At 62.4% G+C, this 20063-nt stretch carries 7 protein-coding genes and 12 pseudogenes; 2 read left to right on the top strand and 17 right to left on the bottom strand.

Features of this window, described 5'->3' with window-relative positions; translation table 11 throughout:
- Positions 1-213 precede the first annotated feature (213 nt).
- Both PspTeo4_RS26400 and PspTeo4_RS26395 read left to right on the top strand, forming a co-directional pair.
- Positions 214-1567, top strand: a pseudogene (locus tag PspTeo4_RS26400) (IS3 family transposase).
- Between the two features lie 115 nt (positions 1568-1682).
- A pseudogene (locus PspTeo4_RS26395) lies at positions 1683-2143 on the top strand (DUF721 domain-containing protein).
- Between the two features lie 52 nt (positions 2144-2195).
- Here the strand turns inward: PspTeo4_RS26395 and lpxC are convergent.
- The 17 genes and pseudogenes from lpxC to mraZ all read right to left on the bottom strand — a co-directional run bounded on the left by lpxC (position 2196) and on the right by mraZ (position 19984).
- Positions 2196-3104, bottom strand: a pseudogene (gene lpxC, locus PspTeo4_RS26390) (UDP-3-O-acyl-N-acetylglucosamine deacetylase).
- Between the two features lie 112 nt (positions 3105-3216).
- A pseudogene (ftsZ, locus tag PspTeo4_RS26385) lies at positions 3217-4415 on the bottom strand (cell division protein FtsZ).
- Positions 4416-4470: 55 nt separating this feature from the next.
- A pseudogene (ftsA, locus tag PspTeo4_RS26380) lies at positions 4471-5726 on the bottom strand (cell division protein FtsA).
- Between the two features lie 12 nt (positions 5727-5738).
- Positions 5739-6606, bottom strand: a pseudogene (locus PspTeo4_RS26375) (cell division protein FtsQ/DivIB).
- Positions 6607-6611: 5 nt separating this feature from the next.
- Positions 6612-7568, bottom strand: a complete 957-nt coding sequence (locus PspTeo4_RS26370; RefSeq protein ID WP_322366651.1) for a D-alanine--D-alanine ligase — start codon at positions 7566-7568, stop codon at positions 6612-6614.
- A complete protein-coding gene (gene murC / locus PspTeo4_RS26365; protein ID WP_322366650.1) occupies positions 7565-9013 on the bottom strand; it encodes a UDP-N-acetylmuramate--L-alanine ligase in 1449 nt (482 codons plus the stop codon). The genes PspTeo4_RS26370 and murC overlap by 4 nt, the downstream gene beginning before the upstream one ends.
- Positions 9006-10087 (bottom strand): annotated as a pseudogene (gene murG / locus PspTeo4_RS26360) (undecaprenyldiphospho-muramoylpentapeptide beta-N-acetylglucosaminyltransferase). Before murG ends, murC begins: the two are co-directional and overlap by 8 nt.
- A complete protein-coding gene (locus tag PspTeo4_RS26355) occupies positions 10077-10202 on the bottom strand; it encodes a hypothetical protein (RefSeq protein WP_322366649.1) in 126 nt (41 codons plus the stop codon). The pseudogene murG and the gene PspTeo4_RS26355 overlap by 11 nt, the downstream one beginning before the upstream one ends.
- Positions 10199-11154: pseudogene (gene ftsW, locus PspTeo4_RS26350) on the bottom strand (putative lipid II flippase FtsW); the annotation flags it as partial. The gene PspTeo4_RS26355 and the pseudogene ftsW, both read right to left, overlap by 4 nt.
- A 147-nt stretch (positions 11155-11301) precedes the next feature.
- Positions 11302-12630, bottom strand: a pseudogene (murD, locus tag PspTeo4_RS26345) (UDP-N-acetylmuramoyl-L-alanine--D-glutamate ligase); the annotation flags it as partial.
- A 6-nt stretch (positions 12631-12636) separates the two neighbouring features.
- Positions 12637-13719 carry a phospho-N-acetylmuramoyl-pentapeptide-transferase gene (mraY, locus tag PspTeo4_RS26340; protein ID WP_322366648.1) on the bottom strand — a complete coding sequence of 361 codons (1083 nt, stop codon included), beginning with the start codon at positions 13717-13719 and terminating at the stop codon, positions 12637-12639.
- Complete coding sequence (locus PspTeo4_RS26335; protein WP_322366647.1) at positions 13719-15086, bottom strand: UDP-N-acetylmuramoyl-tripeptide--D-alanyl-D-alanine ligase; 1368 nt, start codon at positions 15084-15086, stop codon at positions 13719-13721. The genes mraY and PspTeo4_RS26335 overlap by 1 nt, the downstream gene beginning before the upstream one ends.
- A pseudogene (gene murE / locus PspTeo4_RS26330) lies at positions 15079-16567 on the bottom strand (UDP-N-acetylmuramoyl-L-alanyl-D-glutamate--2,6-diaminopimelate ligase). The gene PspTeo4_RS26335 and the pseudogene murE overlap by 8 nt, the downstream one beginning before the upstream one ends.
- Complete coding sequence (locus tag PspTeo4_RS26325; protein WP_322366935.1) at positions 16564-18297, bottom strand: penicillin-binding protein 2; 1734 nt, start codon at positions 18295-18297, stop codon at positions 16564-16566. The pseudogene murE and the gene PspTeo4_RS26325 overlap by 4 nt, the downstream one beginning before the upstream one ends.
- Complete coding sequence (gene ftsL / locus PspTeo4_RS26320) at positions 18297-18590, bottom strand: cell division protein FtsL (RefSeq protein WP_136913066.1); 294 nt, start codon at positions 18588-18590, stop codon at positions 18297-18299. The genes PspTeo4_RS26325 and ftsL overlap by 1 nt, the downstream gene beginning before the upstream one ends.
- A pseudogene (gene rsmH, locus PspTeo4_RS26315) lies at positions 18587-19533 on the bottom strand (16S rRNA (cytosine(1402)-N(4))-methyltransferase RsmH). Before rsmH ends, ftsL begins: the two are co-directional and overlap by 4 nt.
- A pseudogene (gene mraZ, locus PspTeo4_RS26310) lies at positions 19530-19984 on the bottom strand (division/cell wall cluster transcriptional repressor MraZ). Before mraZ ends, rsmH begins: the two co-directional pseudogenes overlap by 4 nt.
- Positions 19985-20063 lie beyond the last annotated feature (79 nt).

The following is a 20063-nucleotide window of genomic DNA, read 5'->3' as shown; positions in this document are numbered from 1 at the left end:
CCGGCAAGCCGGCTCCAACAAGGTTATGCACTGCTTGCAAATGCCTGGAGTACCTGTGGGAGCAACTGTCTTGCGCTGCCTGTACCGGCCTCATCGCTGCGGTTCGTCGCCACGACAAGCCAGCTCCCACAGGTTCGGCAGTGATCTCAAGATCTGCGCGGTCCATGGACTGCCCCCAAGAAGTTGGACACAAATCCAACCCTTGGGGGATCTATGGGCAAGTACACCGAGCAGTTCAAGCTCGCTGCAATCACGACCTACCTAACTGGCAGTGATGGTTTCCGAAGGTGGCCAGGCATTTCGGGCTCGATGTCAGTCTGTTGAGACGGTGGGTGGCGAGCCATCAGGCCAGTGCAGGTCTTGGCCCGCGATCACACGGACAGCGCTACAGCGATGACTTCAAGCGGCAGGTGTTGCAGTACATGCTGGAGCATCGGCTTTCGATGCGCCAAACGGCGGCACATTTTGGTTTAGGGCAATCTTCTCAGGTAGGCATCTGGCAGCGGCAATACTACAGTGGCAGCCCTACCGTCCTGACAGCTATTCAACAGAGAAAGCCGACCAACGTGGCCAAGAGAATCAAGCCAGCCAAACCCACGGACTCCAACGACACGGAGAAATCCCGAGAACAGCTGATGGCTGAACTCGAATACCTGCGCATGGAGAACGCTGTCCTAAAGGAGCTCAAAGCGCTGCGAGAGGAAAAAAGGAGCGAACACGGGCGAAAAGCCCTGATTGTCTCCCAACTCAAACGCAGATTTCCGTTACCAGACCTTCTGGAATTAGTAGGCCTGGCGCGCAGCACGTTCTATTACCAGATCAAAAGCCAGCAGAAGCCGGACAAGCATGCCGCGCTCAACGAGTTGGTGCAGCGCGTTTATCACAAGGAGAGGGGCTGTACGGCTATCGGCGTGTGGCGTTGGCGATCAGAAGCCAAGGGACCCTGGTCAACAAAAAAGTTATCGAACGGCTAATGGCTCGGCTCGGCCTGAAATCTGTGGTGCGCCCGAAAAATACCGCTCCTACCGGGGTGCGTCGGCAAAGTGGCCAAGAATCTGCTGGAACGCAATTTCATCGCTCAGCGACCTAACCAGAAATGGGTAACCGATGTCACTGAGTTCAAGGTAGCTCAGCAAAAGCTCTATCTGTCGCCAGTGTTGGACTTGTACAACGGAGAAATCATTGCCTATGAAACGGCCAGCCGGCCCAGCTATAGCTTGGTTGGAAATATGTTGGAGAAAGCTCTCAATCGCTTGGGAAAAAGCCCAAGCTAGTGATCCACTCTGATCAAGGCTGGCACTACCAGCAAGCTCAATACCGCCACAAGCTCAATGAACATGGCGTAAAGCAAAGCATGTCTCGCAAGGGCAATTGCCTGGACAATGCAGCCATGGAAAGCTTCTTCGGTACACTCAAGGCTGAATTTTTTTATCTGAAGCGATTTGAGAGTGTTGAGGAGCTGAAGGCAGGTCTGGAAGAGTACATCCGTTACTACAACCATGACCGGATCAAACAGAAGCTCAATGGCCTGAGCCCTGTCGATTACAGGACTCAGGTCACTGGCTGAAACTGTCCAACTTTTGGGGGCAGTCCACCATGTGGGAGCCGGTTTGCCGGCGATGAGGCCAGCAAGATCGACGGAAATGTTAGACTGCCGCTCTTGTAACCTCATGCGTACCGCCATGGCCTTCAAACCCACCCCGCCCAGCCGCCCTCCGCCCTGCTGCGCCAGAACCGTCCGCTGCGCCTGTTGCTGAACCAGGCCGAGCGCCTGGCACACCTGCAGCGCCTGCTGGAAAGCCAGTTGCAGCCAGCTGCCCGTGAGCATTGTCATGTGGCCTCATGGCGCGACGGTACTTTGCTGTTGGTGGTCACGGACGGGCATTGGGCAACACGCCTGCGCTACCAGCAAAAACGCCTGATGCGCCAGCTCCAGGCGCTGGAGGCATTCGGCAACCTGCAACGCATCCTGTACAAGGTGCAGCCGCCGCTTGTACCTGCAAAACGCGGTGGCCATAACACCGAACTGTCGAACAACGCAGCCGAAAGCATTCGCGATTCAGCGGAAGGTATTACCGACCCCAAGCTGCGTGCAGCCCTGGAACGGCTGGCCAGCCACGCCCAAGGCAAAGAAAAAGACTGAAATAAAAAAGGCCACCCGAAGGTGGCCTCAATGAACTAGAGAGTGTTCGAACTTACACGGCCGCAACAGGGCGCATGTACGAGATCGGTGCCGTGCTGGCATCTTCGAAAGTGACCACTTCCCAGGCATCTTTCTCGGCAATGAGCTTGCGCAGCAGCTGGTTGTTCAGCGCGTGCCCGGACTTGAAGCCCTTGAACTCGCCGATCAGGCTGTTGCCCAGCAGGTAGAGGTCGCCGATGGCATCGAGGATCTTGTGCTTGACGAATTCGTCTTCGTAACGAAGGCCGTCTTCGTTCAGCACGCCATCTTCGTCGACAACGATGGCGTTCTCGACACTGCCGCCCAACGCCAGGTTGTGCTTGCGCAGGTACTCGATGTCACGCATGAAACCGAAGGTGCGGGCGCGGCTGACTTCCTTCACGAACGACGTGCTGGAGAAGTCGACGCTGGCACTTTGGGTACGGTTGCGCAGCACGGGTGGTCGAAGTCGATCTCGAAGCTCACCTTGAACCCGTCGAACGGCAGGAAGGTAGCGCGCTTGTCGCCCTCCTCCACTGTCACTTCGCGCAGGATGCGGATGAACTTCTTGGCTGCGTCCTGTTCTTCCAGGCCAGCAGACTGAATCAGGAATACGAAGGACCGGCGCTGCCATCCATGATCGGCACTTCCGAGGCGGAGAGCTCGACGTAGGCGTTATCGATGCCCAGGCCCGCCATGGCGGAGAGCAGGTGCTCGACCGTATCGACCTTGACGTCACCGTTGACCAGCGTCGTCGACATGGTGGTCTCACCGACGTTGGCCGCACGCGCCGGGATTTCGACCACAGGGTCGAGGTCGGCGCGACGGAAGACGATGCCGGTGTCAACAGGCGCAGGCTTGAGGGTCAGGTAGACCTTCTCCCGGAGTGCAGACCGACACCTGTGGCACGGATGGTATTCTTCAGGGTGCGTTGTTTAATCATGGCATTGGCCGCTTCAGCGCAAATTGCGAACAGGTATCAACAAAGGCTGGGGATGATAACAGACCCGGCCTTTGCTGAACACCAATCACCCTTATACCCCTGATAAATTCCATTAATCAGCCTGACGACGCAGGAAAGCCGGAATATCGAGGTAGTCCAGATCATCCTGAGGGTTGAGTTTAGCTGCCGCGGCGGCACCTGCATGAGCCTGGTTGCGCATCACGGTCGGACGCTCCAGGTCACGGTAGTTGACCGCAGGCTGCTCTTGACGCGTCGGCGCAGGGTTGGACGACTCGTACACCTGCTGAGCGGTCTGCAGGGTGTTGTCCACCACCTTGACCGGCTTCTCGATGCGAGCACCCAGGCCAGTGGCGACCACGGTGACGTGCAGCTCGTCGCGCATGTCCGGGTCGATCACGGTGCCGACCTTGACCATGGCGTGGTCGGAGGCGAAGGCTTCGATGATGCTACCCACGTCGGAGTATTCACCCAGCGACAGGTCAGGACCTGCGGTGATGTTCACCAGGATGCCGCGGGCGCCTTGCAGGTTGACGTCTTCCAGCAGCGGGTTGCGGATGGCCGCCTCGGTGGCTTCACGAGCACGGTTCGGGCCGTGCTGGCGCAGCCAGTACCCATCATCGCCATGCCCATCTCACCCATCACGGTGCGCACGTCAGCGAAGTCGACGTTGATCATGCCCGGACGCTTGATGATGTCCGAAATACCGCGAACGGCACCGGCCAGCACGTCGTCGGCCTTGGCGAAGGCGGACAGCAGGCTGGCATCCTTGCCCAGGATGGTCAGCAGTTTTTCGTTGGGGATGGTGATCAGCGAGTCAACGCTTTCGGCCAGCATACGGATGCCTTCATCGGCGATCTGCATGCGCTTGCGGCCCTCGAACGGGAACGGACGGGTCACCACTGCAACGGTGAGAATGCCCATTTCCTTGGCCACTTCGGCGATGATCGGCGCCGCACCGGTACCGGTACCACCACCCATGCCAGTGGTGATGAACACCATGTTGGTGCCTTGCAGCACTTCAGCGATGCGCTCACGGTCTTCCAGCGCGGCCTGACGGCCGACTTCCGGATTGGCACCGGCACCCAGGCCCTTGGTCACGCCGGTACCCAGTTGCAGAATGGTGCGGGCGCCGATGTTTTTCAGCGCCTGAGCATCAGTGTTGGCGCAGATGAACTCAACGCCTTCGATGCTGCTCTTGACCATGTGGTTGACGGCGTTGCCGCCACCACCGCCAACGCCGATCACCTTGATGACCGGACTTTGCGGGACGTTGTCTACGAGCTCGAACATTTTCCCTCTCCTTACAGTTCTCTAGTTGTCGCGCCTACCACTACTGCTTTGAAACTTAGAAGTTGCCCTGGACCCACCGCTTGAAGCGCTCAAGCACTGGGGCCTTCGGTTCATCGCCATAGCTGTTGCTGCTGCTGTTACCGGTCAGGGGCAGGTCCTCGGACTGCTTCTGCAGGCCGTAGGTGAGCAAGCCCACGCCGGTGGAATAGATCGGGTTGCGAACCACGTCGCTCAGCCCCCGAACGCTGTGCGGTACGCCCAGGCGTACCGGCATGTGGAAGATTTCCTCGGCCAGTTCCACGGCGCCTTCCATCTTCGCGGTGCCGCCGGTGAGGACGATGCCCGCGGGTACCAGGTCCTCGTAACCGCTGCGGCGCAGCTCGGCCTGGATCAGGTGAAGAGCTCGTCGTAACGGGGCTCGACCACCTCGGCCAGGGCCTGGCGCGACAGCTCGCGCGGTGGGCGGTCGCCCACGCTCGGCACCTTGATGGTCTCGCCTGCGCCAGCCAGTTTGGCCAGGGCGCAGGCGTAGCGGATCTTGATTTCTTCGGCGTACTGGGTGGGCGTACGCAGGGCCATGGCGATGTCGTTGGTCACCTGATCGCCAGCAATCGGGATCACCGCGGTGTGGCGGATGGCGCCTTCGGTGAAGATGGCGATGTCGGTGGTACCGCCACCGATGTCCACCAGGCACACGCCCAGCTCTTTCTCGTCGTCGGTCAGCACCGAGTAGGCCGAGGCCAGCTGTTCGAGGATGATGTCATCGATTTCCAGGCCGCAGCGGCGCACGCACTTCTCGATGTTCTGCGCCGCGTTGACCGCGCAGGTGACAACGTGGACCTTGGCTTCCAGACGTACGCCAGACATGCCCAGCGGCTCACGGACGCCTTCCTGGTTATCGATCACGTAGTCCTGCGGCAGGGTGTGCAGCACGCGCTGATCAGCCGGAATGGCCACGGCCTGAGCGGCATCGAGTACGCGCTCGAGGTCGGCGAGGCTGACTTCGCGGTCGCGAATCGCCACGATGCCGTGGGAGTTCAGGCTACGGATGTGGTTGCCGGCAACGCCGACGAAAGCCGAGTGGATGCGGCAGCCGGCCATCAGCTGCGCTTCTTCCACGGCGCGCTGGATCGACTGAACGGTCGACTCGATGTTCACCACCACGCCTTTCTTCAGGCCGCGGGACGGATGGGTGCCGATACCCACGATTTCCAGGGTGCCGTCTTCGGCCACTTCACCCACCAGCGCCACCACCTTGGAGGTGCCGATGTCCAGCCCGACGATCATTTTGCCGCTATGCGCGTTTGCCATGGTCCTGCCTCTCTAATTCTTCGCAACGGCGGGTTGGGCCGTCGTCGGTGCAATCGGTTCCCGCCAACCAACGGCAAGTCCGTTGGAATAACGCAGATCAATGCGGGCGATGTTGGTGATCTGCTCTTTGAGTGTCTTGTCGTAAATGGCAATGAAACGGCGCATCTTCTCCACCAGATGATCGCGCCCCAACAGCAGCTCGACGCCCGGCCCGGCGCTACCCGCGCCAGTGGTCAGGAACCAGCTGCCCCGCTCGCGCAGCTCCAGGCGAGCGATGGAAAAGCCCAGGGGCGCAGCATCTGGCTCAATACCTGATACTGCTGCATGACTTGTTGCTGAGCGCGCTGCGGCCGAACAGCTGCGGCAGGTGCTCGTAATTGGCCAGCTCACGCGGGGTGAAGGCCTGGCCCTGGTTGTTGAGCAAGGCCTCATCGCCCCAACGCGCCACCGGCAACTGTTCTTCCAGGCGAATCACCACCTCGTCCGGCCATACCCTTCGTACCTCGGCATGGGCGATCCACGGCATCTGCTCGAGCTCTGCGCGCATCGCCGTCAGGTCGACACTGAAGAAGCTCGACGCCACGTACGGCGCGATCCGCTGCTGCACCGCTTGCTGGCTGATGTAGCTCAGGTCGCCTTGTACGGCGATCTTGGTAATCGGCCGGTCGGCGTAAGGCATGAGGCGAATGGCGCCTTCATAGGCACCAAAGCCCGCCGCCACCAGCAATACAGGCCACAGCAAGCGCTTGAGACCGCCGAAGCTAGGCCGGGGCAGGCGCGCCGATACGGGCTCGTCGGCCACCAGTCGGCTGGCACCACGCGGCACCGGCTTGCTTCGGCCGGTAACGGGTTGCTGCTGACGTATCATTGCGCCTTGCATGGCTCTTAACCTCGCGTCACTACGCTTTCAGCCAGGATCGCCAGCACCAGTTGCTGGAAGTCCAGGCCGGCCGCGCGCGCCGCCATGGGCACCAGGCTATGGTCGGTCATGCCGGGTGCGGTGTTGACTTCGAGCAGCCAGAACCGGCCCTGCTCGTCCTGCATCACGTCCAGCCGCCCCCAGCCTTCGATGCCGATGGCATCGCAGGCACGCGCGGTCAGGTCGATCAGTTCCTGTTCCTTGGCACTGTCCAGGCCGCAAGGGATGCGGTACTGGGTGTCATTGGCGATGTACTTGGCGTCGTAGTCGTAGAACACGTGCGGAGTGCCCAACGCGATGGGCGGCAGCACCTGACCGCGCAGCACGGCGATGGTGAACTCCGGGCCGTGAATCCATTGCTCGACCAACACTTGCGAATCGTACTTGGCGGCATCCTTCCAGGCGGCAACCAGCTCTTGCACGCTGCTCACCTTGGCCATGCCGATACTGGAACCTTCATGGGCCGGTTTGACGATCAACGGGAAGCCCAGTTCCGCGCCTGCGGCAACACAATCGTGTTCGCTGGCCAGCACGGCGTGGCGCGGGGTCGGGATGCCCAGGCTCTGCCACACCTGCTTGGTACGCAGCTTGTCCATGGCCAGTGCCGAGGCAAGGATGCCGCTGCCGGTGTAGGGAATGCCCAGGCACTCGAGCAGGCCTTGCATGCTGCCGTCTTCACCGCCACGGCCGTGGAGGATGATGAAGGCGCGATCGATCTTCTCGTTCTGCAGGCGGGCCAGCAGGTCATCGCCCACATCGATGCCAACCACGTCGACACCGGCAGTGGTCAGCGCATCGATCACGGCGGCGCCGGACTTCAGCGACACCTCGCGCTCGGCACTCTTGCCGCCGTACAGCACGGCGACGCGGCCGAACGCCTTCACGTCGAGGGTGGAATGCAGCTTGTCGTAGGCGCTGGTCATTTCGACTTCTCCTGCTTGGCGCCTGCGAACAGCGGGCTTTTCATCAGTTGCGGGGCCAGGCCACCGACGTCACCGGCACCCTGGCACAGCAGGATGTCGCCGGCGCGCAGAAGCGGCTGGACCACCGGCGCGAGTTCCACGCCACGTTCGATGTAGATCGGGTCGAGCTTGCCGCGCTGACGGATGCTGTGGCACAGCTGGCGGCTGTCGGCACCTGGAATCGGCTCTTCGCCGGCCGGGTAGACTTCCATCAACAGCAGCACGTTGGCATCGCCCAGCACCTGCACGAAATCGTCGTACAGGTCACGGGTACGGCTGTAGCGGTGCGGCTGGTAGACGATGACCAGACGACGGCTTGGCCAGCCGCCACGCACGGCCTTGATGACCGCAGCCACTTCGGTCGGGTGGTGACCGTAGTCGTCGACCAGCATCACGCTGCCACCTTCGACCGGCAGTTCGCCGTACACCTGGAAGCGTCGGCCCACGCCCTGGAAGCCGGACAGCCCCTGGACGATGGCTTCGTCGCTGATGCCTTCGTCAGTGGCGATGGCGATGGTGGCGAGGGCGTTCAGCACGTTGTGGTTGCCCGGCATGTTCACCGACACGTCCAGCGGCTCGCGATCACGGCGCAGCACGGTGAAGTGGGTCTGCATGCCTTGCTGGCGCACGTTGATGGCGCGTACGTCGGCCTCTTCGCTGAAGCCGTAGGTAACCGTCGGGCGCTTGACCTGCGGCAGGATCTCGCGCACCACCGGGTCATCCAGGCACATCACGGCCAGGCCGTAGAACGGCAGGTTGTGCAGGAACTCGACGAAGGTTTTCTTCAGCTTGTTGAAGTCACCTTCGTAGGTGGCCATGTGGTCGGCGTCGATGTTGGTGACCACGGCGACCATCGGTTGCAGGTGCAGGAAGCTGGCGTCGCTTTCATCGGCTTCGGCGATCAGGTAACGGCTGGTACCCAGCTGGGCATTGGTGCCAGCTGCGGTCAGGCGCCCACCGATGACGAAGGTCGGGTCCAGGCCGCCTGCGGCGAACACCGAGGCCAGCAGGCTGGTGGTGGTGGTCTTGCCGTGGGTGCCGGCAACCGCCACGCCATGGCGATAGCGCATCAGCTCGGCCAGCATCTCGGCACGCGGCACCACCGGAATACGGCGTTCCAGTGCCGTGGCAACTTCCGGGTTGGCCGGATTGATGGCGCTGGACACTACCAGCACATCGGCATTGGCGGCGTTCTCGGCACGGTGGCCGACGAAGATCTCGGCGCCGAACGATTCCAGACGCTCGGTAACCGGCGATGCCTTGAGGTCGGAACCGGACACTTGATAGCCCAGGTTCAGCAGCACTTCGGCAATGCCGCACATGCCCACGCCGCCGATACCGACGAAGTGAATGCGGTTGATGCGGCCCATTTTCGGCTGGGGCATGGCTTTCTGGCTTTCAACCATGGGCCACCTCCAGGCAAATGTCGACCACGGTGCTGGTTGCTGCAGGTTTGGCCAGGCGCCGGGCGGTGCTGGCCATGGTGTTGAGTTTCTCGGGTTGCATCAGCACCTCGTTCAGGCGTTCAGCGAGCTGCGCTGCGCCAGTTGTCGCTTGTGGCATCAGGAAGGCGGCGCCTTCACGAGCCAGGTATTGGGCGTTATGGGTCTGGTGGTCATCGATGGCATGGGGCAAGGGCACCAGCATCGAAGGCAGGCCAGCCGCCGCGAGTTCGCTGACGGTCAGGGCACCGGCCCGGCAGACCACGATATCGGCCCAGCCATAGGCGTGGGCCATGTCCTTGATGAACGGCTCGACCTGAGCCTCGACCCCGCCTCTTGATAACGCTCGGCGGTGATCGGCGCATGCTGCTTGCCGGCCTGGTGGAATACCTCGGGCCGCAGGTTCGCGGGCACCTCGGACAGGGCCTTAGGCAACAATTTGTTCAATGGTTCCGCACCCAGGCTGCCACCCATGACCAACAGGCGGGCACGGCGCTCGGCCAGGGGGGGCGCGCGTTGTGCGTCCATGAACAGTTCCGGGCGCACTGGGTTGCCAGTGGTGCGACGTTTGTCGCTGGCCTCGAAGGTGTTCGGAAACGCCTCGCAAACGCGTGCCGACAGCGGCACCAGTAGACGGTTGGCAGTACCGGCGCGCGCGTTCTGCTCGTGAATGACCAGCGGCACGCCACACAGCCTTGCAGCCACGCCGCCAGGGCCGGTTACGTAGCCACCGAAGCCCAGCACGCACACCGGCTTGAGCTGTCGAATGATACGCCGCGCCTGCAGCACGGCCTTGACCAGGGTGAATGGCGCCTTGAGCAGCGACAGTTTGCCCTTGCCACGCAGGCCGCTGACCTGGATCAGGTGCAGTTGCAAGCCGGCCTGGGGCACCAGCTCGTTCTCGATGCCACGCGGGGTGCCCAACCAGTGCACGCTGTAACCGCGGGCCTGGAACTCACGGGCGCAGGCCAGGGCCGGGAACACATGCCCCCCGGTGCCGCCTGCCATGATCAGTACGTTCTTGCCGTTAGCGGCCATGGCTGGTCTCCTCGGCAAAATCGCTCTCTTTGAATTCGTGTTCCTCGCTGCCCAGGTGCGTGCGGCTCTCCCACTCGATGCGCAGCAGCAACCCCACGCAGGCGCAGCAGATCACCAGCGAGCTGCCCCGTAGCTGAGGAACGGCAGGGTCAGGCCCTTGGTCGGCAACAGGCCGACGTTTACACCGATGTTGATCAGGAACTGGCCAATCCACAGGAAGGCCAGGCCGAACGCCATGTAGGCGGCGAAGAACTGCTTGGCCTTCTCGGCCCACAGGCCGATGTACAGGGCCCGCACGGTGACGAAGACGAACAGTGCGATGGTCACCAGCGAGCCGACCACGCCAAGCTCCTCGGCCAGTACCGAGAACACGAAGTCGGTATGTGCTTCGGGCAGGTAGAACTGTTTCTGCACGCTGTTGCCCAGGCCTACGCCCAGCCATTCGCCACGACCGAAGGCAATCAGTGCCTGGGTCAACTGGTAGCCAGAGCCGAACTGGTCGGACCACGGGTCGGTGAAGGTAATCAGACGCGCCATCCGGTACGGCTGCGCCTGCACCAGCACGAACACCGCCAGCACCGCCAACACCACCATCAGGCTGAAGCGGAATAGCCCCACCCCGCCGAGGAACAGCATCGCCGCCGCCGCCCCCATCATGACTACGGTGGCGCCGAAGTCCGGCTCCATCAGCAGCAGGCCGCCATGGGCAGCAGCACGATGAACGGTTTGAAGAAGCCCATCCAGGTTTCGCGCACCTCGGTCTGCCGCCGTACCAGGTAGCCGGCCAGGTAGATGACCACGAACACCTTGGCGATTTCCGAAGGCTGGACGTTGAAGAAACTGAAGCCGATCCAGCGCATGGAACCGTTCACTTCGCGGCCGATACCCGGCACCAGCACCAACACCAGCAGGCCGAAGGCGCCCAGCAGCATCATGAAGCCCATGCGCTGCCAAGTGGCGATTGGCACCAGCATGGTCGCACCGCAGGCGACCAGGCCGAGGAACACGTACACCAGGTGGCGGAACATGTGGTAAAGCGGGTTGCCCGATTGCACCGCAGCCACTTCCGACGAGGCCGAGGTGATCATTACCAGGCCCAGGCCGAGCAGCGCCAGGCATCCGGCCAGCAGCGGGAAGTCCAGGTCGATACCGCGACCGCTGATCAGCGGTGACGGGTAAGGCTTGAGGATGCCGAAGATCATGCCAGCCCCCGCCGCCTGGGCGAACAGGCGCCCGCGCTCTTCGAAGTTCTTGAACATGTCGAGGCTTGCACAGGCAGGCGACAGCAGAACGGCATCACCCGCCTGAGCCAGTTCGGCGCACTGCTGCACCGCCTCGTCCAAGGTCTTGACCCGAACCAGTCGCACATCATCGCCCAGGGCCTGGGCAAGGCGCTCGGCATCACGGCCCAGCAGCACCACGGCGCGGCAATAGCGGGCCACGGGTTCGCGCAGGGCGGCGAAATCGGCACCCTTGCCGTCGCCACCGGCGATCAGCACCAGCTTGCCGTCGATATCGGCCCCCAGGCCGTCGATGGCAGCCAGCGCGGCACCGACGTTGGTGGCCTTGGAATCGTCGTACCAGTTCACGCCATTGCGCTCGCGAACCCACTGGCAACGGTGGGCCAGGCCGCCAAATTCGCGCAGGGCGTCGAGCATGGGCTCGAATGGCAGGCCAGCGGCATGGCCAAGGGCCAATGCGGCCAAGGCGTTGCTCTGGTTGTGTGCACCACGAATCTTCAGCTCACGCACCGGCAGCAATGTCTGGAATTCAAATGCCAGATATTTCTCGCCATCGACTTCGCGTAGGCCAAAGGCTTTGAAGTCCGGCTGGTTGAGGCCGAAGGTCCAGCACGGACGGCCTTCGATCGGCAGCGGACGGCTCAGCGCATCCTGGCGGTTCACCACCACCTGGCGGGCGCCGCGGAAGATCCGGTGCTTCGCCAGGTGATAGGCCGGCAGGCCGCTGTAGCGGTCCATGTGGTCTTCGCTGATGTTCAGCACAGTGGCCACTTCGGCGTTGAGCTGGTCGGTGGTTTCCAGCTGGAAGCTGGACAGTTCCAACACGTACAGCTCCACGTCATCGCCGAGCAGGTCCAGCGCCGGAGTGCCGAGATTGCCGCCGACGGCCACACGCTTACCGGCCTTGGCGGCCATTTCGCCGACCAGGGTGGTTACCGTGCTCTTGGCGTTCGAGCCACTGATCGCGACGATCGGTGCCTTGGCATGACGGGCGAACAGTTCGATATCACCGGACAGTTGCACGCCACGCGCAGCCGCCTGCTGCAGGGCTGGGGTCGACAGCGCAAGGCCCGGGCTTACATACAGTTCGTTGGCGCGGCACAGGAAGTCTACGTCCAGCTCGCCACAGCGCACTTCCACCTGCGGGTACTCACGGCGCAGGGTTTCCAGTTCCGGTGGTTGCTCGCGGGTGTCGGCGACCGCAAACGCAATGCCCCGGTTCGCCAGGAAGCGAACCAGGGACATGCCGCTCTTGCCGAGGCCGACAACGATGCGGAATTGGTCGGAAGCGATCAGTGACACGCTCATCTACCTCAGTTTCAGGGTTGCAAGGCCGATCAGCACCAGAATCACGGTGATGATCCAGAAGCGGACGATCACCCGAGGCTCGGGCCAACCCTTGAGTTCAAAGTGGTGGTGGATCGGTGCCATGCGGAACACGCGCTTGCCGGTCAGCTTGAAGGAGGCGACCTGGATCACCACCGACAGGGTTTCCATGACGAACACGCCACCCATGATGAACAGCACGATTTCCTGACGCACGATCACCGCGATGGTGCCCAGCGCGGCACCCAGTGCCAGCGCACCGACGTCACCCATGAAGACTTGGGCCGGATAGGTGTTGAACCACAGGAAGCCCAGGCCGGCGCCAATCAGGGCGCCACAGAACACGATCAGCTCACCCGAACCCGGCACATAAGGAATCAACAGGTATTCGGCGAATTTCACGTTACCCGACAGGTAGCAGAAGATGCCCAAGGCACCGCCCACCATCACGGTCGGCATGATCGCCAGGCCATCGAGGCCGTCGGTCAGGTTGACCGCGTTGCTGGAACCGACGATGACGAAGTAGGTGAGCACGACGAAACCGATACCCAGCGGAATGGTGACGTCCTTGAGGAACGGCACGATCAGGGTGGTTTCAACGCTGGTCGGGGCGGTCTTGTACAGGAAGATCGCGGCGCCCAGGCCGAACACCGACTGCCAGAAGTACTTCCAGCGGCTTGGCAAGCCACGGGAGTTCTTCTCGATCACCTTGCGGTAGTCGTCGACCCAGCCAATGGCGCCGAACAGCATGGTGACGATCAACACCACCCACACATAGCGATTGCTCAGGTCGGCCCACAGCAGAGTGCTGACGCCGATGGCGGACAGGATCAAGGCACCGCCCATGGTGGGGGTACCGGATTTGGACAGGTGCGATTGCGGGCCGTCGTTACGAACAGCCTGACCGATCTGGCGAATCTGCAAGGTGCGGATCATCCACGGACCCAGCCACAGCGCCAGGGACAACGCGGTCAGCACACCAAGAATCCCGCGCAGGGACAGGTACTGGAAGACCGCGAAGCCTTTGTGGAACTGTTGCAGATACTCAGCCAACAGCAGCAGCATTAATGTTTCTCCCCGCTGGCACCGCACAGAGCCGCCACGACGTTTTCCATCGCAGCGCTACGCGAGCCCTTGATCAAGATTGTGGTGTCGCTGGCCGTCTCGCCGCGAACGGCGTCGATCAGCTCAGCTTGTGTTGCGAAGTGACGGCCATTGGCGCCGAACGCTTTGACCGCATATGTCATGTTGGTTCCCACCGCATACAAGGTATCGACCTTGCCGCGTGCGTAGTCGCCCACCTGACGGTGACCTTCTTCTGCCCATTGGCCCAGTTCGCCGATATCCCCGAGCACCAGAACGGTGCGCCCGGAAAAGCCGGCGAGTATATCAATGGCCGCGCACATCGAGGTGGGATTTGCGTTGTAGCTGTCGTCGATGACGCGCACGCCGTTCGGGGCGATCTGCGCCACAGTGCGGCCCTTGACCGGCTGCACGGCACCCAGGCCGGCAGCAATGCCGTTCAGGCTCAGACCAACGGCATATGCCGCTGCTGCTGCAGCGAGGGCGTTGCTGACATTGTGCGTACCGAGAAGGTTGAGCTGCACCGGCACGCTGCCATCCGGCCCATGCAGGGTGAACGAGGGGCAACCACGCGCATCACGACCGATATCACTGGCATAGAAGTCAGCTTGTGGGTTATCCAGGGCAAAGCTGAGGACCCGATGGCCGCCAGCGCGCTTACGCCAGATATCGAACGCCTTGTCCGCCAGGTTGAGGATGGCGGTACCGCCCTCGCCCAGCCCTTCAAGGATTTCGCCCTTGGCCTCGACGATTTTCTCCGGACCACCGAACTCGCCCACATGGGCAGTGCCGGCATTGTTGATGATCACCACCTGCGGCTTGGTCAGCCCCACGGTGTAACGGATTTCGCCAATGCGCGAAGCGCCCAGCTCGATCACTGCGGCGCTGTGCTCCGGGGCGATCTCCAGCAGGGTCAATGGCGCGCCCAGGTCATTGTTCAGGTTGCCGCGGGTAGCATGTACCGAACCACGCGTACGCAGGATCGCCGCAAGCATTTCCTTGACCGTGGTCTTGCCGCTGGACCCGGTGATGGCAACGACGGGTTTGTCGAACGCAGCCCGGTTCAACGCACCCAGCTGGCCCAAGGCCAGACGGGCGTCGGCCACGACCAGTTGCGGCAGTTCGACATCGGCGATTTCGCGCTCGACCAGGGCGGCCACGGCGCCTTTGGTTTTCACATCGGCCAGGTAATCGTGGCCATCGAAACGCGGGCCAGTCAAAGCGACGAACAGTTGCCCGGCACTGACGCTGCGGCTGTCGATACTGACACCCGTGAAGCTGGCATCGGCGCCGACCAGGCGAGCACCCAGTGCCGTGGTCAGCTGGCTGAGTGTCATGGGCTTAAGCATGTGGAGCCTCCCAGGCTGCAAGTGCCTTCTCGGCTTCGACCAGGTCAGAGAAATCGTGGCGCTCGCCGTTGATCTCCTGATAGTCCTCGTGCCCCTTGCCGGCCAGGACGATCACGTCATCGGCGGCGGCAGTGGCGATAAGGTGCGCAATGGCCTCGCCGCGACCCGCGACGAACTCGGCGTCGGCAGGCTTGGTGAAACCAGGGCGAATGTCATCGAAGATCCGCAGCGGGTCTTCGGTACGTGGGTTGTCATCGGTGACCAGCACGCGGTCGGCCAGGCGCTCTGCCACTTCGGCCATCAGCGGGCGCTTGCCGCGGTCACGATCGCCACCGCAACCGAACAGGCACAGCAGCTTGCCGTGCGCATGCGGGCGCAGGGCCTCGAGTACTTTTTCCAGCGCATCTGGGGTATGGGCGTAGTCGACCACCACCAATGGCTTTTCGCCGCCGCCCAGACGCTGCATGCGCCCGACCGGGCCTTGCAACTGCGGGGTGACCTTGAGGATTTCGTCCAGCGAATAATCCAGCGCCATGAGCGTGGCCACGGCGGCCAGCATGTTGCTCAGGTTGAAACGGCCGAGCAGCTGGCTGCGCAGGGCACGCTCGCCCTGAGCAGTGACCAGCGTGGCGCGCACGCCATCGTCATCGAAGCGGCCTCACGGCAGTAAAGCGACGCATCCGAATCTTCGAGGCTGTAGCTGAGCAGCCGGGTCTCGATATGGTCGACACTCGGGCGGCGTGCAAACTCTTCGGCCAGACGACGACCAAAGTCATCATCCAGGTTGACCACTTGCAGCGCAGGCTCGGCCAGGCGAACAGCTTGGCTTTGGCGGCCTCGTAGGCCTCCATGCTGCCGTGGTAGTCCAGGTGATCGCGAGACAGGTTGGTCATCACCGCGATATCGAACTCCAGCGCGGCAACACGGCCCTGCTCCAGAGCGTGGGAGGAAACCTCCATGGCCACGGCTTTGGCGCCACCCTTCTTGAGGTCGTTGAGGGTCGACTGCACGGCGATCGGGTCGGGGGTGGTCAGTCGACCACTCTGCAACTCGCCGTAGAAGCCGGTGCCCAGGGTGCCGATCAGACCGCAGCGCTGGCCAAGCACGTCCAGCGCCTGAGCCACCAGTTGGGTGACGCTGGTCTTGCCGTTGGTGCCGGTTACCCCTACCAGGTTCAGCTGGCGGCTAGGTTCGCCATAGAAACGGCCAGCAATCTGCGACAGCTGCCCGATCAGGCCCTTTACCGGAATCAATGGCACATCGGTGAGCGGCAACACGTTGGCGCCCTGCTCTTCATAGGCCACGGCTGCAGCACCGCGGGCCAGGGCGTCGGCGATATGCTCGCGACCATCGACCTTGGCGCCCGGCACGGCCAGGAACAGGTCGCCCTGACGCACCTGACGACTGTCCAGGGTCAGCTCACGGATCAGCGGATCACGGCTGGCGTGGGCGAAAAGCTTGCTCAATGGCATTGTCATCATCCACGCCCTCCCTTGGCGGGTGCTGCAGTGACTTGTTGCTGCTCGACAGGGGGCGGCAGGTTATCTGGCGGTACGTTCATCAGGCGCAGGGTGCCCGACATGACCTTGCTGAATACCGGCGCCGAGACCAGGCCACCGAAGTAACCGCCTTTGCTCGGTTCGTCGATGACCACGACGATGGCGTAACGCGGGTCGCTCATCGGACCGAAACCTGCAAACAGCGAGCGGTAGGCGTTTTCGGTGTAGCCCTTGGAGCCGACGGTGGCTTTACGCGCCGTACCCGACTTGCCACCCACGTGATAGAACGGCACCTGGGCACGGAACACACCGCGCGGCGCTTCGATGACCTGCTGCAGCATGCCCTGGATGGTCTCGGCGGTTTCCTTGGGAATCGCCTGCACCGCTTCCGGCGCCTTGTCGACCTTGAGGATCGACAGCGGCACCATCTTGCCGTCGTTGGCCAACGCGGCGTACGCATGCACCAACTGCAGGGCAGTAACCGAAACGCCGTAGCCGTAGGAAAGGGTCGCCGTCTCGGCCTTGCGCCACTCACGGTGGTTCGGCAGGTTGCCGACCCGCTCGCCCGGGAAGCCCAGGCCGGTGTACTGACCCAGGCCAACCTGGGACATGACGCGGTAGATGGCTTCGCCGCCGATATCGAAGGCGATCTTGCTCATGCCCACGTTACTGGAGTTGATCAGAATACCGGTCAGGTCGAGGATCGGGCCTTCGCTCTTGGACACGTCCTTGATGGTGTAGCGACCGATCTGCAGGCTGCCTGGGTACACCTCGACCTTGTCGGTAGGCTTCCAGCGGCCGCTTTCCAGTGCCGCACTCATGGAAATCGGCTTGACGGTCGAGCCTGGCTCGAACACATCGATGATCGCCCGGTTGCGCATCGCGGCCGGGAACATGCTGCGGCGGTTGTTCGGGTTGTAGGTCGGCTGGTTGACCATCGCCAGGACCTCACCGGTCTTGACGTCCATGATCACCAGGCTGCCGGCCTTGGCGTCCTGCTCGGCGATGGCATTGCGCAGTTCGCGGGTCGCCAGGTATTGCAGGCGCAGGTCTATCGACAACGCCAAGGTCTTTCCGGCCTTGGCGTTCTTGGTTACCTGAATGTCCTTGATCAGCCGGCCACGCCGGTCCTTGATCACTTGCCGCTTGCCGGGCACCCCGGCCAGCCATTCGTCATAGGCCAGCTCGACCCCTTCGCGGCCATGGTCGTCCAAGTCGGTGAAGCCAACCATGTGCGCGGTGACATCGCCGGCCGGATAGAAGCGGCGGAATTCTTCCAGGCCATAGACACCCGGCACCTTGAGGTCGAGCACATGTTGCCCCTGTTCCGGGGTCAGGCCGCGGACCAGGTAGATGAATTCCTTGTTGGCTTGCTGGGTCAGGCGCTCGGTCAATTGCTGGGCGTTCTGCCCCATCGCGGCGGCCAGCTGCGGCCAACGGTCCTTGGACGCCTGCATTTCCTTGGGGTTGGCCCACAAGGTGGTGACAGGCGTACTGACGGCCAGAGGCTCACCGTTGCGGTCGGTGATCAGACCACGGTGTGCCGGAATCGGGATATGACGCAGGCTGCGCGCATCGCCCTGGCCTTTGAGGAAGTCGCGGTCGACCACCTGCAGGTCGATGATACGCCAGCAGATGGCACCGACCATCAAGGCCAGCAAGCCGATCACGACCCGGAAGCGCCATGGGTAGAGTGCGCCTTCGAGTTTCATCATGGCGCCACCATCCGTACTTCGTCAGCCGCAGGTACGCGCATCTTGAGCTGCTCGGAAGCCAGGCTCTCGATACGGCTGGAGGCAGTCCAGGTGCTTTGTTCGAGGATAAGCCGGCCCCATTCGGCCTGAGCCTTGTCGCGCTCGTTCAGCTCACCGTACAGGGTGTTGAGCAACTGGCGGTTCCAGTGGGCGCTATAGGACACCGCAATGGCCGAAATAAGGACAGCGACGAACAGCAGAAGCATCAGGAAGCTTCCGCCTGGCAAAGGTTTGGCAAAAAGCCGGCTCACCGCAGCTTCTCCGCCACCCGCATCACGGCGCTGCGCGACCGCGGGTTGGCCTTGAGTTCGGCTTCGGAAGCGAACTGTGCCTTACCGATCAGACGGATTTTCGGTTCGAACACCTTATGCTGCACTGGCAGGTTACGCGGCAGGTTGTCCGCCTCGCCCTTGGCCAGTTTGCGCATGAACAGCTTGACGATACGGTCTTCGAGCGAGTGGAAGCTGATGACGGCAAGACGGCCACCGACCTCCAGCGCTTCGATCGCAGCCTCAAGGCCTGCCTCAAGGTCGCCCAGCTCATTGTTGACATGAATGCGCAGCCCCTGGAACGCACGGGTTGCGGGGTTCTTACCCTTTTCCCAGGCTGGGTTGGCAACCTTGAGCACTTCGGCCAGTCGGCGGTACGGGTGAACGGCTGCTGTTCGCGGCGCTGTACCACGGCACGAGCCATGCGCTTGGCGAAACGCTCTTCGCCGTATTCCTTGAACACGCGCGCGATTTCCTCTTCGGGCGCCGTGGCAATGAACTCGGCGGCGCTGATGCCCTGATCAGGGTTCATGCGCATGTCCAGAGGGCCATCATTGAGGAAGCTGAAGCCGCGCTCGGGGTCGTCCAGCTGCGGCGAAGAGACGCCCAGGTCGAGCAGAATGCCGCTGACCTTGCCATCCAGACCGCGCTCGGCCACCTCCGAACCCAGCTCGGCAAAGCTGCGCTGCACAATGACAAAGCGGCCGTCTTCGGCCGCCAGCGCTTGCCCGGTGGCAATCGCCTGTGGATCTTTATCGAACCCCAGCAAGCGGCCTTGCGGCCCAAGCTTGCTGAGAATCAGCCGGCTGTGGCCGCCTCGGCCGAAAGTGCCATCCAGATAGCAACCGTCGGCGCGCAGGGCCAATGCCTCGACAGCTTCGTCGAGCAATACGGTGATGTGGTTGAAGCCGCTATCTATGGTCACAGGATCAGGTCACGCAAGTCGTCGGGCATGGCGCCCGGTTGTTGAATAGCTGCAAGGTCGGCTGCCGAAACCACGTTCCAGGCATCCTCATCCCACAACTGGAATTTGTTCAGTTGCCCCACCAGCATCGCCTTCTTGTCGAGCTTGGCGTATTCACGCAATCGGGGCGGTACCAGGAAACGCCCGCTGCCATCGAGCTCCAGGTCAACCGCATTGCCGATCAGCAGACGCTGCAGGCGACGGTTTTCCTCACGCAACGACGGCAAGGCGCGTAACTTGGCTTCTATCTGTTCCCACTCATCGAGGGGTAAACACACAAGCAGGGATCAACGGCATCGATGGTCACGATCAACTGGCCATTGCAACGCGAATCGAGCTCGTCACGGTACCGGCTCGGCATGGCGAGACGGCCCTTTGCATCGAGGCTGACGGCGTTGGCTCCGCGGAACACGGCTGCGATTCCCCACAATGTTAGCTTTCTTGTGCCAGAAAACCCACTTCATCCCACTTTCTGCCACTTGCGCACACTA

This window comes from Pseudomonas sp. Teo4, from assembly GCF_034387475.1.
Taxonomy (GTDB): domain Bacteria; phylum Pseudomonadota; class Gammaproteobacteria; order Pseudomonadales; family Pseudomonadaceae; genus Aquipseudomonas.
The sequence above is the reverse complement of the archived record's forward strand: the minus strand, read 5'-3'. Positions and strand labels throughout refer to the sequence as shown.

What these genes read in the sequence shown, in the direction of transcription:
- PspTeo4_RS26370 (WP_322366651.1), bottom strand. Translation starts at nt 7,568, where the DNA reads ATGACCAGCGCCTACGACAAGCTGCATTCCACCCTCGACGTGAAGGCG.
- murC (WP_322366650.1), bottom strand. Translation starts at nt 9,013, where the DNA reads ATGGTTGAAAGCCAGAAAGCCATGCCCCAGCCGAAAATGGGCCGCATC.
- mraY (WP_322366648.1), bottom strand. Translation starts at nt 13,719, where the DNA reads ATGCTGCTGCTGTTGGCTGAGTATCTGCAACAGTTCCACAAAGGCTTC.
- PspTeo4_RS26335 (WP_322366647.1), bottom strand. Translation starts at nt 15,086, where the DNA reads ATGCTTAAGCCCATGACACTCAGCCAGCTGACCACGGCACTGGGTGCT.
- PspTeo4_RS26325 (WP_322366935.1), bottom strand. Translation starts at nt 18,297, where the DNA reads ATGAAACTCGAAGGCGCACTCTACCCATGGCGCTTCCGGGTCGTGATC.